Consider the following 14821-nt stretch of genomic DNA (forward strand, 5'->3'; position numbering starts at 1 on the left):
TTATAACAAAATTCCCCAGCAAAAGCATTTACTGAGGAAAGTTTGGCTTATTTTACTAAGATTGCTAGGGTTTGATAAGGCTTAAGACTTACCTTTTCAGCAAGCTCTGCATCGTCATAGTTTGACAAGAGCACGCGCCCTGACTGGTATTCTGCTGGAATCTCCACTTCAGCTTCACTTCCATAGAAATTATTGAGTACCAAGAGTTTTTGACCGTCTAAGTGGCGTTCAAAGGCGTAGACTTGTTGACTATCTTCCAGTGCTGGCAAGTAGCTACCTTCTGAAATGATGGGCATTTCTTTGCGCAAGCGAATCAATTCTTTATAGAATTTAAAGATTGGTCCATCAATTTCATTTTCAACGTTGATGTCTTTGTAAGATTTGCCAGCTTTCAACCATGGAGTTCCTGTTGAAAAACCTGCATTTTCAGAAGCATCCCATTGCATTGGCGTACGAGAATTATCTCGTGACTTAGCTTGGATAATCTTAAAGGCTTGCTCAGGTGACTTGCCTTGATCCAAGAGCATTTGGTAAGCATTGATGGACTCGACATCCACATAATCTGCCATAGAATCATAATCTGGATCAATCATGCCAATCTCTTCGCCCATGTAGATATAAGGGGTTCCACGTGACAAGTGAATGCTAGCTGCTAGCATAGTCGCTCCTTCATTGCGGAAGTTCTTGATATCTACAAAACGATTCAAGGCACGAGGTTGATCATGGTTATTCCAGAAAAGGGCACTCCAACCACCACGTTCACTCATTTCCTTGCCCCAAGTATGATAGAGACGTTTGAGCTCTTCAAAATCAAAGGGAGTAATGGTCCATTTTTGACCATCTTCATAGTCTACTTTAAGATGATGGAAGTTAAAGGCCATAGACAACTCGTGGCGCTCCGGTGCTGAATACAAAACACAGTTGTCAATGGTTGTCGATGACATCTCTCCAACTGTCATAAAGCTATCATCAGAACCAAAGGTCGCTTCATTCATCATACGAAGATAGTCATGGACAATTGGTTTATCCGTATAAGCTGGTTTCCCTTCATTTTCAGGGCAATCCACCAAGACCTCATCTTTCCCAATCAAATTGATCACATCGAAACGGAAACCTTTAACTCCCTTGTCACGCCAGAAGTTGACCACCTTGAACAACTCCTTACGAACATTGGGATTACGCCAATTGAGGTCTGCCTGTGTTTCATCAAAGAGGTGAAGATAGTATTTCCCTGTATCTCCAAAAGGAGCCCAGGCAGAACCACCAAATTTAGATAACCAATCGGTTGGTTTGTCCTGAATGAAGAAGAAAGCTTGGTAATACTTATCCCCAGCCAATGCCTTTTGGAACCACTCATGCTCCGTTGAGCAATGATTGAGCACCATGTCTAGCATGAAGTCAATATTATGCTCTTTAGCGACACGGACCATCTCTTCAAAATCAGCCATGTCTCCAAAGACAGGGTTGACGGCTGTGTAGTCTGAAATATCGTAACCATTGTCACGTTGTGGACTTGGATAGAAAGGATTGAGCCAAACCATATCCACGCCCAACTCTGCTAGATAAGGAATCTTTTCAATGATCCCTCTGAAATCACCGATTCCATTTCCTGTCGTGTCCTTATATGATTTTGGATAAATTTGGTATACAACCTTTGTTTTATCTAATGCCATTTATTTAACCTCTTTTTTATCAAAGGGTGGACCGTAACGTTTTCACCCCTTAGCTTATTTTGTTCGATGAGCAATCATGAGAACATCACCACGTTTGATATCACGTGGAAGATCCCCTTCAACATCTGCTTGGAAATCATCTTGATTTGTAATGATAACTGGAGTCTCAGTGACCAAACCAGCTTTTTTGATAACATCCATATCAAAGCTAATCAATTGTTGACCAACAACAACTTTATCACCTTGTTCAACATGAGCCTCAAAACCTTTTCCGTCAAGGCTAACAGTATCCATACCAATGTGCATTAGCATTTCAACACCTTCTTCAGAAACGATACCTACGGCGTGCTTAGTTGGGAAGAGTACTGTCACTGTACCATTCACTGGTGAAACCAATTCCCCTTGACTTGGTTCGATGACGATACCTTGTCCCATTACACCTGATGAAAAGACAGGGTCTGTGGCTTGGCTAAGTGGTTTAACTTGACCAGCAAGTGGACTAACAACCTCTGCTGATTCAGCAAGAACCGTTGAAGTAGCAGTATGTGATGCAAATTCAGCCTCTTCTTGAGCTGCAAATTCTTCCTTAAGTTCTGTATCATCTTCTGTCTTAGTAAAGAGACCCGCTTTGCGGAAGAAGAAAGTCAAGACCATAGGTACAATGATAGCAACAAGCATAATTCCTGCAAATGGAATCATATACTTAGGTTGAATTGATAGAATACCAGGCAACCCACCAATACCAATAGAGGCCGCTGTAACGTTAAAAGTTACGGATAGAAGACCTGCAATAGATGAACCAATCATACCCGCAACAAATGGGTAAATATATTTGACGTTAACCCCGAAGAGAGCTGGTTCTGTAACACCAAGATAAGCTGAAATAGTAGCTGGAAGTGAAATTTGAGCCTCACGTTCATCATGACGATGCATAATATAGTAAGCAAAGACTGCTGACCCTTGAGCAATGTTTGATAGAGCAATCATAGGCCAAAGAGCTGTTCCACCAGCATCCGCAATCAACTGAGTATCAATTGCATTGGTCATGTGGTGAAGACCAGTAATAACGAACGGCGCATAAAGGGCACCAAAAACAGCACCGAAAAGCCATTTTACAGGACCTGTCAAACCAGCAAGAACCACTGTTGAAAGAGCTTGGCCAATAGTCCAACCAATAGGACCTAAAACAGTATGAGCCAAAATAAGGGCTGGAATCAATGACAAGAACGGTACAAAAATCATTGATACTACTTCTGGTACATGTTTACGCCAGAAAATTTCAAGATAAGAAAGTGACAAACCAGCAAGAAGGGCAGGAATAACTTGCGCTTGATAACCTATACGATTAACAGTAAAGAATCCAAAATCCCAAACCCAATCCTTAGCAATTTCAGACGCTGGTGTCGATGCTACTGAATAAGCATTAAGCAATTGTGGTGACACCAGACAAATACCCAAAACAATTCCAAGAATTTGGCTAGTTCCCATTTTACGAGAAACAGACCAAGTAATACCTACAGGCAAGAATTGGAAAATAGCTTCACCAGGCAACCACAAGAAGTGATTCACTCCTGACCAGAACTGAGAAACCTCGGTAATTGTCTTACCGTCAAGCATAGACCAATGCACACCCTCAAGAACATTACGGAAACCAAGAATTAATCCCCCAACGATAAGGGCTGGAATAATAGGTGTAAAGATCTCGGCTAAGGTTGTCATAACACGCTGAACTGGGTTTTGGTTGCTCTTAGCAGCTGATTTAGCAGCTTCCTTAGAAACACCTTCAATCCCTGATACAGCAGTGAAATCGTTATAAAAGATTGGTACATCATTACCAATGATAACTTGGAATTGACCTGCATTGGTGAAAGTCCCCTTAACAGCAGGAATGGCTTCGATTGTTTTCACATCTGCCTTCTTGTCATCACCAAGAACGAAACGCATACGCGTCGCACAGTGAGTAACAGCAGTCACATTTTCTTTACCACCGATTGCAGCAAGCAGATCTTTAGCTTCTTGTTCAAATTTACCCATTTGAATCTCCTTTTCTTTTTTGACAATATCTGATTGACTTGATAAACTGATTGTAAACGATTGCAAATTTGTCTGCAAGTGTTCCGGTGTTTTTTTAACATATTTTTGTAAAAAAATATCGGTTGTATGTTTTTTTACCTACAAATGAGGAGAAAGATGAAAAAATATCAGATTATTTATAAGGATTTAGAAAAAGCTATCCATGAGCAAAAGTATCAAGTGGGAGACTTTCTCCCCACCGAGCAAGAACTGGTTCAATCTTATCAGGTTAGTCGAGACACTATACGAAAGGCGTTAACCTTACTCGTTGAAGAAGGCTTGGTCAAAAAAATTCATGGCTCTGGCTCCCAGGTTATTAACCAAGAACAAATCAACTTTCCTGTGTCTGACCTTACTAGTTACCAGGAGCTAATCGAACAACAAGGCCTTAATTCGCAAACCAACGTTATTTCTCTGGATAAAATCATTGTTGATTCAAAACTCTCAGAAAGAACTGGTTTTTCTAATAGCCAACAGGTTTGGCGTGTTGTTCGTCAAAGAGTCGTTGATAGCTGTGCCTCTGTTATAGATATTGATTACCTAGATGCCAGCCTTGTTCCGCAACTAAACCGTAGCATTGCTGAATACTCTATTTTCGACTACATAGAGAATCAACTCAACCTTAGCATCTCCCACGCCTTTAAAGAAATCACTATCGATAACGCTACCGATCAAGATAAGATTCTTATCGACCTAGGTAAGGACCAGCACGTCGTCTGTGTCCGTTCAAAAGTTTATTTAAACAATGGAAAACAGTTCCAATTTACGGAAAGTCGCCATAAACTTGAAAAATTCAAATTTGTTGATTATGCCAAGCGCCATCATTAAAACGAAAAGCCCAGCTAATAGAAAAAGTATCGGACAAGAGTGTCTGATACTTTTTAGTTTTTACGGATAGGATCTGCTAGATACTCCGCACGAGCACCACCAATTAACTTAGGACGACTAGCCAAAGCAGTCACATGGGCACCACCTAATTCTGGAATAATAGGGCGAAGAGGAACTTGGACCCTCTTCACATGCATACCAATAGAGGTATCCCCAATATCAATACCAGCCTGAGCGACAATTTCCTCCACCTCAACAGGATCCTTCATATAGTCGAAAGCAGCCAGCTGACCACTTCCCCCAGCGTGTAAGGTTGGAAGAACATTCACAATTTCCAAATCTTTAGCTATAGCAAGTTCACGCTCAACAACCAAAGCACGATTCAAATGTTCACAGCCCTGAACAGCCAAGGAAATCCCTTTAGGTTCCAAAACCTCAAGAATAGTTTTCACAATTCGTTGACCAATTTCACGGCTAGAGGCTTTGCCGATAGTCCCACCAGCAACCTCACTGGAAGACAATCCCAAGACAAAGATAGCTCCTCTCCCAATAGCTGAACGTTCAACAATATCTTCTACAAGCACACGTGTCTTCTCTTCTAAATCTAGCAACATCACAACAGCCCTCCTTTAGACAACAGCTGTATTCAAGATTCTCACAATAAGATAGTACAGAATCACAAAAAAGACAAGGAAAAATGCCCCTAATAATAATAACTGCCTACGACGTTTCTTACTTAGGTCCCAGGAGAAACCAAATCCCATCAAAAAAGGACCAACACTATAACTTAGCATAAACCATAAATCTACACGTGCTATATGCCAAAAAGAAGAAATAAAGGCCGCCAAACCTATTAAGGATAAGATCCAAGAAAAGTCCCAACGATCTGGTTTAGCAAAAGCCAAGCCTATTAAGAAGCAGCCCAAGGCAGGCATGATAATAAATGATAGGGTCATAAAATAAAACATGCCATTATTATAGCATGTTTTACAGTTTCATGTTAGTGGCGGTTAATAACACCATAAGCAATAGTAAATGCAATAGCAGCAATACCTACAACGATTGCCATGATGGCCCAAAACATAGTCATCGCACGGCGTCCCTTGCGATTGTTGAAAGGAAGTCCCCAACCAACCATGATAACACCTAGCAATCCAAGCCAGATTTTATAAGTGATAACAATCGCCGAATCAAAATAGGCAAAAGCAACCAAACCTAAACCTAGCAAAGAAATCAAATAAGACCACTTACCCTTCAAAAATGAAGGCAAAGCCCAACCAAATAACACTAAACCTAGTAGAGCAAGAGCTCCACCACCAAAAAATACAGGTACAATATAATTATCAAACATATTCATATTATAGCATATCTTAAAAAGTTAGGAAATAGAATCTATCAACCAAAGCCATATCCACTCTTTAAAATTTGTTCACTCTCAATCACAGATTGATTGGCAGATACTAACTAATTATTTTAGTACAAAAAAACAAGATCCGAAAAGGACCTTGTTTTAATAAGCTAATTAAGCTTTGTTTGCTGAGCATAGTTGATTTATTCGCCATACTTCCCATTACATCGTAAAACTCTATATTTAAGATTTCAAACAACCATATTAATAGGAAGAGAACTTCATTATTCCTCTTAGTTCTATAAAAAGTGTGGCTAATTTGAGGCAAAATATTAAATTAAATTTGCCACAAATCGTAAGACCTGGTTTAATAAGTGTCTATTTCAACCAGTTTCAAAATTTTGTTATATCAATGATTATCTTAGTACTATCAAAAGACTCTTTCATCTAATTTGATTTTATTTTAAACAAATAGTGTTAATTTTAACCCGTAATCTAAGCGAACATGTTATTCCAACCTTGCTTTACTTACTAACAGTATAACATAAATTCTATCCATACAGTCTCCGTTTAAACGATCCATTTTCCAAACTTCCCACTATAATGAATTTTACTTACTTACATAGTAGAGAAATAATTATCTGTTATAATAGTAGAAAAGGAATGTTTCGTTATGAAAAAACTATTATCATTACTACTAGCAACATTATCAACTATCATTCTTGTTTCTTGTGCTTCACAAGATAAATTAGATGGTGACTATTATTAGATTGATACCGAGAATGGTCTAAGAAATGAGCTGTCATTCTCTATCAAAGGTACTGAAGGTACGATTGATAAGGAAGAGTACGACAAATTCACCATCAATAGTAAAAACAACACTTTTGAACTTTCTGGCGAAGACGCTTCAGCTAAAGAAGTGACTTACAAACACTCTGACGGAGTCATCACTGTTGATATCATTGGTACTGAACACGACTACTATCTAAAAGGAACAGATGCTTACGAGGAAGCACTCAAGAAATACAATGAACTACAAAATTCAGGAGGTCAATCTTCATGGAAATCAGCCAAGAAATTTATGACAATCTATTTGATTTCATCCAAAACTTAGAAATCAGAATCCAAAAGAATGTTTTTCATTCTAATCATTCAGAACAACTATCAACTTTCTGTAATAATCTATACCAACTCTGCAAGACTAAAGAGCTGAATGTCTTGCTTAATGATGTTACTTCTCTATCTTCTTATGAAGAACTTATATTAGCTACGCCTGAACAATCAAATGGTTATGTCTTGATGAGCATAGAAAACTTCTATACTGAGATTATCGAACCATCTAAGATGGAATATTATGGGTAAATCAAAAAGGTGCAGTTTTGAACTACACCTTTTTACATTATTCTTTCAAACACAGTTGGATCATTTAAATTAAATAAAAAACTGTCTTTAGCATTATGGTCATCGTTTTGTCTATAAATATAAGGATGAAGTGCAACAATGCCGTTCTCTATTAACTCTGACATTCTGGAAAAACTAGCTCTCCAGATCCCTTCAACAGATTCAACTTTTATATCTCTATATGAAAGCTGTTGCCAACTAACCCAGAAATATATATCACAATCTGGATGATGTGCTCTATAATTTTCGTAGTCTTTTCTATTAAAAGTTACAGTATAAGAAGGGTCGTATGGTGTTCCATTGTAGCAATACCTACCAGATGTAAAAAAGGGAGTATCTTGAACTTTAAGATCAGCATATCTCTCATTAGTTAAATCATATAAATCAATACGAGTCGGATCTGATTCTTTTTCTGGATTTATTATAATTTCATTTTGTAAATTAGGAACTATTGTAGCAATAAATTCATCTTCTTTGCCTTCACCCCATTTATACCACTGCTTCCTATCTTCTGTATTGTAAAGACTCATATTTCTATCAGCAACCTCAATAAATTTTGCATAATAGTTATTTTTTTGGCTTAAAACCAATTGAAACTTTACAGTAGTATTTATAGGCAAATTTATTGGGACTTTATAAATACTTAAAATTCCATATTTATCACTTCTTGTATCAACTTTTCCGTAACTACCATCACTAGCAACGAATATTAACAAACCGTACATTTCCATAAAATCATTCTCCCAAAATATCTAGTTCAGACGTTGAATTCGTCTCAATGTAGTTAAGGTATTTTTCTTCAGTTAGTTGATCATTAAGCGAAGGATTTTGTACAATTTCATGCAGTGTATCCCAATTAGGAATTGGAGTAAATTTACCTGTTGCTACTTTAGGACGTGAAAGGCGATTCCATTTTTTTATTTTTGTTCCATTACGTATCGCAGAGCTAGAACTATTTTCTGTATTATACTTATTTTTAACTTGTAGTAAAATAGGTTCTTCTTCGTTAGATAGATAACAAAAATCAATCGCTCTAAAAACAGACCCCGCACACCATTGCCATCCAGCTGGTTCTAATACTTCAGCTAAATATTCTTCTAAGATCGCACCGTTCATATTTTCAGCACTCATAAACAGATAATGACCATCAATATAATTTTGAACAACTTCTTCGCTCTCTCTTGTGGACGCTCGAACTCTAGAAATCAAAGCCTCGTCTTTTTCACCATAATTCTTTAAAGGTGTGGCTAGCTTTTCATTCTCTCTATCTTTGATATATTTACTAATCCATTTATCAATGTAACAAGATATTTCTCCTTTAGCATCTTTAGATGGTTTAATAGAATTGTTCGTAAATAGCTCCTTATGTTTGAGAGCAAAAGTGAAAAGCTTTCGTAAGTTATCATCATATTTGGAACTTTCGGCATTTTCTAAACATTTTTCAAATAACCGATTTAATTCCTCATCAGTAATAAAAGAATACTCAGTAAGTAAATTTTCTAAATTAGTATTTTTTGATTTTTGTTTCATGTCAAATCACCTCTAGTATAAATAGAGTATCATATTTTTTAAGTTTTCTCTGGACCTTACTGCCTTTTTATGATATTATAGAAGGGTCTAAAAATTGTTTCGCAGAAAGGGTTGAAATGACAAATAATAGCATAAAATATCTACAAGCTGAGGAAGTTGCGAACAGACTTAATATTTCTCCTCAATATGCTAGACGACTAATGAGAGAAAATAAAATTAGTTCCATAAAAATTGAAAATTCTTATAAAACTACTGAGGAACATCTTCAAGATTTTTTAGAAAATAGTGATGTAATCATTAATCCCGAGGATAGAATCAGACTATCTAACTCTCTTCCAGAAATCACTGCGATTTCTTTTTTCAGTGGCGGGATGGGTTTGGATATTGGAATGCAAAATTCAGGTATAGAACCTCTGTTAGCCTGTGAAATAAACAAAGAAGCAAGAGCTACTATTGTGAATAACAATAAGCATATTGGTCTGATTGGTGACATTTGGGAATGCAACAAAGAAAAGATTTATAAATTCGCTAATTTACCTGAAAATCGTAAAATAGATATCATTTTTGGTGGTCCACCATGTCAAGCTTTTTCAACAGCAGGTAATCGCAAAGGATTCGAGGATGCTAGAGGAGATGTTTTCATCAAATACCTTGAAATAATCGGAGAAATAAGACCTAAATATGCCGTCATTGAAAATGTCCGTGGTCTTTTAACCACGGAAGCAAGTCTTGAAGACACTAAAGGGATACCAGTAAAAGGTGGTGTTCTCCACTATGCTCAACAAAAGTTAGAAAACTTCGGTTATACTGTATCTTTTGAATTATATAATGCTGCTAATTTCGGAGCACCACAAAAACGTGAGCGTTTCGTAATTATTGCAAAATTAGGTAATGAGAAAGTACCATATCTAACACCAACTCACTCGGAAAATGGTGAATTTGGTTTAGAAAAATGGGTAACCCTAGGAGATGTTATTTCTGATATCCAAGGAACCGAAATGCACTATACCGAGATTCCTAAAAAACGTATTGATTGGTATAAAAAAATTCCTGAAGGTGGAAATTGGCGTTCTCTCTCTGTAGAAGACCAGATGGAAGCAATGGGAAAAAAATTTTATATGAGTGGTGGAAAAACAGGCTTCTTCAGAAGACTTTCATTTAGTGAACCTAGCCCTACTTTAGTTACCGTACCAACTATGCCTGCAACTGACTTGATTCATCCGACAGAACTTCGACCTTTATCAATTGAAGAATACGCTAGAATCCAAGGATTTCCTGATAATTGGAAATTTAGAGGGAAAATAGGAGAAATTTATAAACAAATCGGAAATGCTGTACCAATTAAATTAGGAGAAGCTATTGGAAATACAATCTTGAACGACATGAAAGGTATCAACACAAATACTTTTGAAGATTTTAAATATTCCAGATACAAAAAAACTTCTGATAAAGAATTCCCTCTTCTGTTTGCTAGCAATCTAAAAAAAGCTTTTGATAAAGAGTTTAATTCAGTAGAACAATTAACTTTACCACTTTAACGAGGATAGCATATGATTCCACTAATGAGTTTTTGGCCCGATGTCTACAATAGAATTTTAAACAAGGAAAAACTATTAGAGTATCGAAGAACGTTCCCTAAGAACTGTACACACGCTTATATGTATATAAGCTCGCCAGTAAAAGCAATCTGTGGAATTGTATACTTTGATAGTGTAATTAAACTAGAAGATTTAAAAGGAAAATATAGTTCAGAAGTGGATCAAAGAATTGATTTATACTCCTCAAATTATTTATATGCAGGAACCATTAAGTCAGTTCAAAAAATTAAACCTATTCCTTTACAGGATTTAAGGGAAAATGTCCCTGGTTTTACAGCTCCACAATCATACTTATACGTTGATAATTTTCCAATCCTTAAAAATTACATAGAAAACAATATTATTTATGATGATGAAATTATAAATAATAATCTAACAAACATAATTCCCAATAAGCTTTGTAGATAAAAAAGGGATTTCATCTTGAAGTCTCTTTTTTTTTATCAGTAAATTACCAAACCTTAAGTTCTTCACCATAAGTAAGAGATTATTCATATCTTTGTTCTAAATTACTTCCGATGCTACTTCCAGTATTTTTTGTTTTAAGTTCGATATTTTTTTTAGAATTTCAATAAGTAACCAACTCTCAGATTCCATCTTATCTGAAAGAACAAGGTACCAAATTTTATAAAATTTTTGATTATATTGGAAGTAGAGACGACACCAATGTTCAGTTCCATATTCAGTATGTTCAACATGGTCTAGTTTAATTCGTTTTAGTTGCACCATTTTTAATCCTCCAAAAAATATTTTAAGAAAGAACTTCTCCTTCTATCTTATTTATTCGTAAAAAATTTTGAAACGAAAACTTTTTTTAGTGCAATTTTTTTATACTTTTTACTGGATAGAGCTAAACACCCTCAAATACTGATACTTTCTAACCGTCTTACACTCATCACTCATTTCAATTTTAAAGTAGAAAAAGTGATCTCGTCCGTCTTTGCTATTTTCCTTATTGAGTTTGAAATAGTTCTTTTGACTCATGGCCATTTCTCTTAGTATATCATCAGTGAGAAATGTCAATGGTACATCCATAGCTGAATACTTGTAGAAGTCTTCTTCAAACTTAATATATGAATTCGAGAAATAGTCAAACTGTAATTTATCTTTATAAATTTCTCTCCTACTCACCGCTCAATTCCTCCATTAAACTGATTCCCAAAATATCATCCACTTGAAGTAGCTGGTACTTATCAGCTGTTTTTATTGTGATTTCAGACGTGCTGATTTCTGTTACCTGTCCAGTGTATCCTTCTTTTCTCTTGTCGGATTTGACTTCAAATATTCCTGTCAGCCTACCAACATACAACTGGTTAATCAAGGTGAGTTTATCTAACTTAGTCAACTCGCTACTCATATCAACCTTGTTCTTATCATCTGCCAATGAGGTTGTATGTTCTGAAAGGAAGAAGCCCATCCATTTCATCATTCCCCTATCTTGATGTTCCCTTGCTGACTGGAAGGGAAGATAACTTCTATCAATCATTTTAAACCATCTAGTCCACCAGCTGAATGACCACCAATCAACTTATTTCGCTCTAAACTTCTTGATGCTTCTAGCCAAGAGTTCCCCTTTTAAATTGTAGTAAATCCAAATTGATTTCGGATGGTATCAATAGCTGTATGGAGCCTTTCTTATTTATCAATTTTCTCTACATCATCAAATAACGAGATAATCTGGATAGAATCATCTACAAAATTTGAATAACTAACGGCTACATTTCTGACTGCTCCCGAATCGTATTTCATTCTAAACAAAGATAGAACATGGTCTGTGAGAAATCTAGTATTATTAGTCGGCTCTACCTTCATCTGAGTCTAGATAGGTCCTTTCATTTCATTCCTTGAAAAGCCTATGGAGATGAAAACTGTACAATACTTCTTATGAGCTCTTCTCAATCGAATGGCTACCTGCTCTGCCATTTCTCTTAAAATCTATTCAATATCAACTTGTTTGACATAATCCCTAGGCAAGACTTGAGAAATTCCTAGTATAAATATAAAAGGGTAAACCATAGCTTCGCTCTACGTTCGATTTCCCAAAGACTTTCTTGAACATTGGAGAGGAAGCTAAGATAAATCTGTTTGAATTATCTGCTCTACTCATCACACAAAACGAGATCCTTAAAGGATACAATCCATGTCCCACACACTCAACACTTGTATAGAAAGATCTAATATCCACAAAAGCAATATCAGATTTTGGTTCTCGTGAACAATCAAAATAGCCCATTATCTATCTCTTTTATAGTTGTTTTCCCAATATTCCCTTTCACCTTTTCCTATGCCTTCTGGTAGTTGCTTCAAACATTGTCCCATACTTTGATATTTAACAATTTCAGTTATTTCAGCCAAGGAAAGTCGATGGGATGCTCTGCTAAAGTTCGTATCGAAGTAATCAACCTCTTCTATTTCAACTAAAATCTCATAATTTTGACCAAGATAATATTTAATTTCAGACGGTACTAACTTCTCTGATTCTTTAAAAAACAAATGAATATGGCCGTTTGAAGACAACAATCGTTCTCTGATATTAGTTGATTTTCCAATATAAAAACAGACTTTTTCATCTTCTAAAATAGCAAAAAACTTATATACGCCCACAATATCTTTTTCCAAAATTTCTGAGGGGATAGTGATATTCCTCATTTTAGCTTTTTCTAATTTTGCTTTATACGTCATTCCCATGGTATTCTCCTAACTTACACCTCTAATGGCATAAAGTCTCCTACAATTTTACCCACGATACGAGGGTTTTCATCATAAGGAATATAGATGTCCTTATAATCCTTGTTAATAGAAACTAGGCGTAGCCCCTCTTTCTCACGGTAGACTTTCTTGATAAAGGTCTGAAAGTTCCACACTACAGCATAGACTGCTCCATCATAATCAAATCCTGTCTCACGGATAAGAGCTACTGAACCGTTGTGATATTTGGGTTCCATTGAATCTCCAGAAACCCATGAGGCAAAATCATGAGCTAGTTCTTCATCAAAATAAACAGTATCATAGTTTCGATCATCGTAAACTGATGCACCAATACCAGCAGACATTTTTTCGTAAACATGATACTCGTAAAGATTTTCTGAAACTGATTTTACTTGTTGAGTTTTCTCTTTTTGAACCAAGTCACGAGCATATTCTACTACTTGATTTTTACCTTTATTCGACAATGTATTATACAGACGAACAATCTCAATTTCTGTAAAATAACCTTTTGGTACTCTTAGTATTTGTTCTAGTCGTTGAACTTTCTCCTTGGATGGTTCTTTTACTCCACGTTCCCATGCAGAATAGGCTTGATAGCTGATTCCTAATTGATCCGCTATATCTTTTTGAGTCATTTTTAGCTCTTTTCTACGAGCTTTTAGTTTTTCTGGTTGATACATAGTGCACCTCACATTAATAGTAACTGTAATTCTGCCTTTTTTCTTGCCTCTTCATCTGAGAATTTTTCTTTATCCCAAACATATGCAATCGCCTTTCCCTTGTTATAAACAAGCCACGTTTTTAAATTGCCATTATTATCTTTAATTGCTTTCCAGTTATCTTGATTTAATAAACTTGGGTATTCTTGGCTTGTTACAAAACCTACCTTTCTAACTCTTTGCTTAACCTGATTAATAAGGGAAGGTTGAAACTGATGGAACTCCTCGATAATTTTATCTTTAATATTATGAAATAAACGAAAAATAGAGGCGTTCTTTCCTTCAATATAACTCTCAATAGCTTGTGTAACTTCTCCCTCGTTATCAGAATAATATTCTCTTAAAAAATCTAAGAGGCGATAGAATAAGGCCTGATTTGAAACTTCGAGACTATTTTGTACCTGATGAAAGGTATGACAACTATAGTAGATTTTTGATAAAAGGACAATATCTGGCATCAATACCATAGCCGAAAAAATATTGGCCTCTCGCTCTAAGATGTCCTCTTGATTATCTACAGACTCTGCAAAATAAGAACCATCATGTTTTAGAATAAAATGACCTAACTCGTGGCATAAGGTAAAATTTTGCTTCACTTTGGGATTATCTCGCTCATAAGAAAAACTTATTCCTAATTCATCCACTACTGTTAACCCTTCAATCTTATGACTTGAGAAATGATGAGGAATCACTTGAATATTATTTATTTGAATACAGAAGTGAAAATAATGGCTAAAATGATAGTTCAGCAAGGAAATATCTTCATCCTTCATAAACTGATATAACGTTTGTTTTGTTGCACTACTTACTATTGCATACAATCCATCCAAAGAACAGTACCCCCTTTAAGTATAATCCGCAAAACTAAACCAATTTGGTTGAGTAAATTATATAAAAAAAGTGAACGATTGTCCACTTACTTATTATTTTTTCTTGTAGCAA

17 protein-coding genes and 1 pseudogene are annotated in these 14821 nt (G+C 35.9%); 5 read left to right on the forward strand and 13 right to left on the reverse strand.

Annotated elements, in window-relative coordinates; all coding sequences use genetic code 11:
* Positions 1–47 precede the first annotated feature (47 nt).
* Entirely contained in the window at positions 48–1673 is a 1626-nt protein-coding gene (treC, locus tag NSQ79_RS09655; RefSeq protein ID WP_002887038.1) for an alpha,alpha-phosphotrehalase, read from the reverse strand.
* Positions 1674–1727: 54 nt separating this feature from the next.
* Positions 1728–3707 (reverse strand): PTS system trehalose-specific EIIBC component, encoded by a 1980-nt coding sequence (treP, locus tag NSQ79_RS09660; protein ID WP_049527746.1) that lies wholly within the window; start codon positions 3705–3707, stop codon positions 1728–1730.
* A 156-nt stretch (positions 3708–3863) separates the two neighbouring features.
* On the opposite strand from treP, the gene treR reads away from it, so the two are divergent.
* Positions 3864–4574 carry a trehalose operon repressor gene (gene treR, locus NSQ79_RS09665; protein ID WP_049527744.1) on the forward strand — a complete coding sequence of 237 codons (711 nt, stop codon included), beginning with the start codon at positions 3864–3866 and terminating at the stop codon, positions 4572–4574.
* 53 nt (positions 4575–4627) lie between these two features.
* Here the strand turns inward: treR and NSQ79_RS09670 are convergent, their stop codons facing one another.
* From NSQ79_RS09670 to NSQ79_RS09680, 3 genes are read right to left on the reverse strand one after another with little or no spacing between them, the layout of a single operon-like run.
* On the reverse strand, positions 4628–5188 hold the full coding sequence (locus tag NSQ79_RS09670) for a TIGR01440 family protein (protein ID WP_049527743.1): 561 nt from the start codon (positions 5186–5188) through the stop codon (positions 4628–4630).
* A gap of 15 nt (positions 5189–5203) precedes the next feature.
* Positions 5204–5542, reverse strand: a complete 339-nt coding sequence (locus NSQ79_RS09675) for a hypothetical protein (RefSeq protein ID WP_014635137.1) — start codon at positions 5540–5542, stop codon at positions 5204–5206.
* Positions 5543–5574: 32 nt separating this feature from the next.
* Entirely contained in the window at positions 5575–5931 is a 357-nt protein-coding gene (locus NSQ79_RS09680; RefSeq protein ID WP_049527740.1) for a hypothetical protein, read from the reverse strand.
* Between the two features lie 910 nt (positions 5932–6841).
* On the opposite strand from NSQ79_RS09680, the gene NSQ79_RS09685 reads away from it, so the two are divergent.
* Positions 6842–7036 (forward strand): hypothetical protein, encoded by a 195-nt coding sequence (locus tag NSQ79_RS09685; RefSeq protein WP_339313606.1) that lies wholly within the window; start codon positions 6842–6844, stop codon positions 7034–7036.
* On the forward strand, positions 6982–7284 hold the full coding sequence (locus NSQ79_RS09690) for a hypothetical protein (RefSeq protein ID WP_339313608.1): 303 nt from the start codon (positions 6982–6984) through the stop codon (positions 7282–7284). The genes NSQ79_RS09685 and NSQ79_RS09690 overlap by 55 nt, the downstream gene beginning before the upstream one ends.
* Positions 7285–7316: 32 nt before the next feature.
* Here NSQ79_RS09690 and NSQ79_RS09695 read toward each other — a convergent pair whose 3' ends face one another.
* Together NSQ79_RS09695 and NSQ79_RS09700 are read right to left on the reverse strand one after the other, a co-directional pair.
* A complete protein-coding gene (locus NSQ79_RS09695; protein WP_339313610.1) occupies positions 7317–8054 on the reverse strand; it encodes a hypothetical protein in 738 nt (245 codons plus the stop codon).
* Positions 8055–8058: 4 nt separating this feature from the next.
* On the reverse strand, positions 8059–8853 hold the full coding sequence (locus NSQ79_RS09700; protein WP_339313612.1) for a SinI family restriction endonuclease: 795 nt from the start codon (positions 8851–8853) through the stop codon (positions 8059–8061).
* 116 nt (positions 8854–8969) lie between these two features.
* On the opposite strand from NSQ79_RS09700, the gene NSQ79_RS09705 reads away from it, so the two are divergent.
* Positions 8970–10391 carry a DNA cytosine methyltransferase gene (locus NSQ79_RS09705; protein ID WP_339313614.1) on the forward strand — a complete coding sequence of 474 codons (1422 nt, stop codon included), beginning with the start codon at positions 8970–8972 and terminating at the stop codon, positions 10389–10391.
* Positions 10392–10403: 12 nt separating this feature from the next.
* Positions 10404–10859: a hypothetical protein gene (locus tag NSQ79_RS09710; protein WP_339313615.1), complete on the forward strand. Its 456-nt coding sequence runs from the start codon at positions 10404–10406 to the stop codon at positions 10857–10859.
* A 429-nt stretch (positions 10860–11288) separates the two neighbouring features.
* Here the strand turns inward: NSQ79_RS09710 and NSQ79_RS09715 are convergent, their stop codons facing one another.
* From NSQ79_RS09715 to NSQ79_RS09740, 6 genes and pseudogenes are all read right to left on the reverse strand, one after another.
* Positions 11289–11582, reverse strand: coding sequence for a DUF5960 family protein (locus tag NSQ79_RS09715; RefSeq protein WP_339313617.1), 294 nt, complete (start codon positions 11580–11582; stop codon positions 11289–11291).
* Entirely contained in the window at positions 11575–11937 is a 363-nt protein-coding gene (locus NSQ79_RS09720; protein ID WP_339313619.1) for a hypothetical protein, read from the reverse strand. The genes NSQ79_RS09715 and NSQ79_RS09720 overlap by 8 nt, the downstream gene beginning before the upstream one ends.
* A pseudogene (locus NSQ79_RS09725) lies at positions 11934–12684 on the reverse strand (hypothetical protein). The gene NSQ79_RS09720 and the pseudogene NSQ79_RS09725 overlap by 4 nt, the downstream one beginning before the upstream one ends.
* Positions 12684–13139, reverse strand: a complete 456-nt coding sequence (locus tag NSQ79_RS09730) for a hypothetical protein (RefSeq protein WP_339313621.1) — start codon at positions 13137–13139, stop codon at positions 12684–12686. The pseudogene NSQ79_RS09725 and the gene NSQ79_RS09730 overlap by 1 nt, the downstream one beginning before the upstream one ends.
* A gap of 14 nt (positions 13140–13153) precedes the next feature.
* Positions 13154–13840 carry an XRE family transcriptional regulator gene (locus NSQ79_RS09735; protein WP_339313623.1) on the reverse strand — a complete coding sequence of 229 codons (687 nt, stop codon included), beginning with the start codon at positions 13838–13840 and terminating at the stop codon, positions 13154–13156.
* An 8-nt stretch (positions 13841–13848) separates the two neighbouring features.
* On the reverse strand, positions 13849–14709 hold the full coding sequence (locus tag NSQ79_RS09740) for an ImmA/IrrE family metallo-endopeptidase (RefSeq protein ID WP_339313625.1): 861 nt from the start codon (positions 14707–14709) through the stop codon (positions 13849–13851).
* Positions 14710–14821 lie beyond the last annotated feature (112 nt).

This window comes from Streptococcus sp. FSL W7-1342 (assembly GCF_037966635.1).
GTDB classification, from domain to species: domain Bacteria; phylum Bacillota; class Bacilli; order Lactobacillales; family Streptococcaceae; genus Streptococcus; species Streptococcus salivarius_D.

What these genes read in the sequence shown, in the direction of transcription:
- NSQ79_RS09695 (WP_339313610.1), bottom strand. Translation starts at nt 8,054, where the DNA reads ATGGAAATGTACGGTTTGTTAATATTCGTTGCTAGTGATGGTAGTTAC.
- NSQ79_RS09735 (WP_339313623.1), bottom strand. Translation starts at nt 13,840, where the DNA reads ATGTATCAACCAGAAAAACTAAAAGCTCGTAGAAAAGAGCTAAAAATG.
- NSQ79_RS09670 (WP_049527743.1), bottom strand. Translation starts at nt 5,188, where the DNA reads ATGTTGCTAGATTTAGAAGAGAAGACACGTGTGCTTGTAGAAGATATT.
- treP (WP_049527746.1), bottom strand. Translation starts at nt 3,707, where the DNA reads ATGGGTAAATTTGAACAAGAAGCTAAAGATCTGCTTGCTGCAATCGGT.
- NSQ79_RS09675 (WP_014635137.1), bottom strand. Translation starts at nt 5,542, where the DNA reads ATGTTTTATTTTATGACCCTATCATTTATTATCATGCCTGCCTTGGGC.
- treR (WP_049527744.1), top strand. Translation starts at nt 3,864, where the DNA reads ATGAAAAAATATCAGATTATTTATAAGGATTTAGAAAAAGCTATCCAT.
- NSQ79_RS09720 (WP_339313619.1), bottom strand. Translation starts at nt 11,937, where the DNA reads ATGATTGATAGAAGTTATCTTCCCTTCCAGTCAGCAAGGGAACATCAA.
- NSQ79_RS09700 (WP_339313612.1), bottom strand. Translation starts at nt 8,853, where the DNA reads ATGAAACAAAAATCAAAAAATACTAATTTAGAAAATTTACTTACTGAG.
- NSQ79_RS09730 (WP_339313621.1), bottom strand. Translation starts at nt 13,139, where the DNA reads ATGGGAATGACGTATAAAGCAAAATTAGAAAAAGCTAAAATGAGGAAT.
- treC (WP_002887038.1), bottom strand. Translation starts at nt 1,673, where the DNA reads ATGGCATTAGATAAAACAAAGGTTGTATACCAAATTTATCCAAAATCA.
- NSQ79_RS09710 (WP_339313615.1), top strand. Translation starts at nt 10,404, where the DNA reads ATGATTCCACTAATGAGTTTTTGGCCCGATGTCTACAATAGAATTTTA.
- NSQ79_RS09705 (WP_339313614.1), top strand. Translation starts at nt 8,970, where the DNA reads ATGACAAATAATAGCATAAAATATCTACAAGCTGAGGAAGTTGCGAAC.
- NSQ79_RS09680 (WP_049527740.1), bottom strand. Translation starts at nt 5,931, where the DNA reads ATGAATATGTTTGATAATTATATTGTACCTGTATTTTTTGGTGGTGGA.
- NSQ79_RS09690 (WP_339313608.1), top strand. Translation starts at nt 6,982, where the DNA reads ATGGAAATCAGCCAAGAAATTTATGACAATCTATTTGATTTCATCCAA.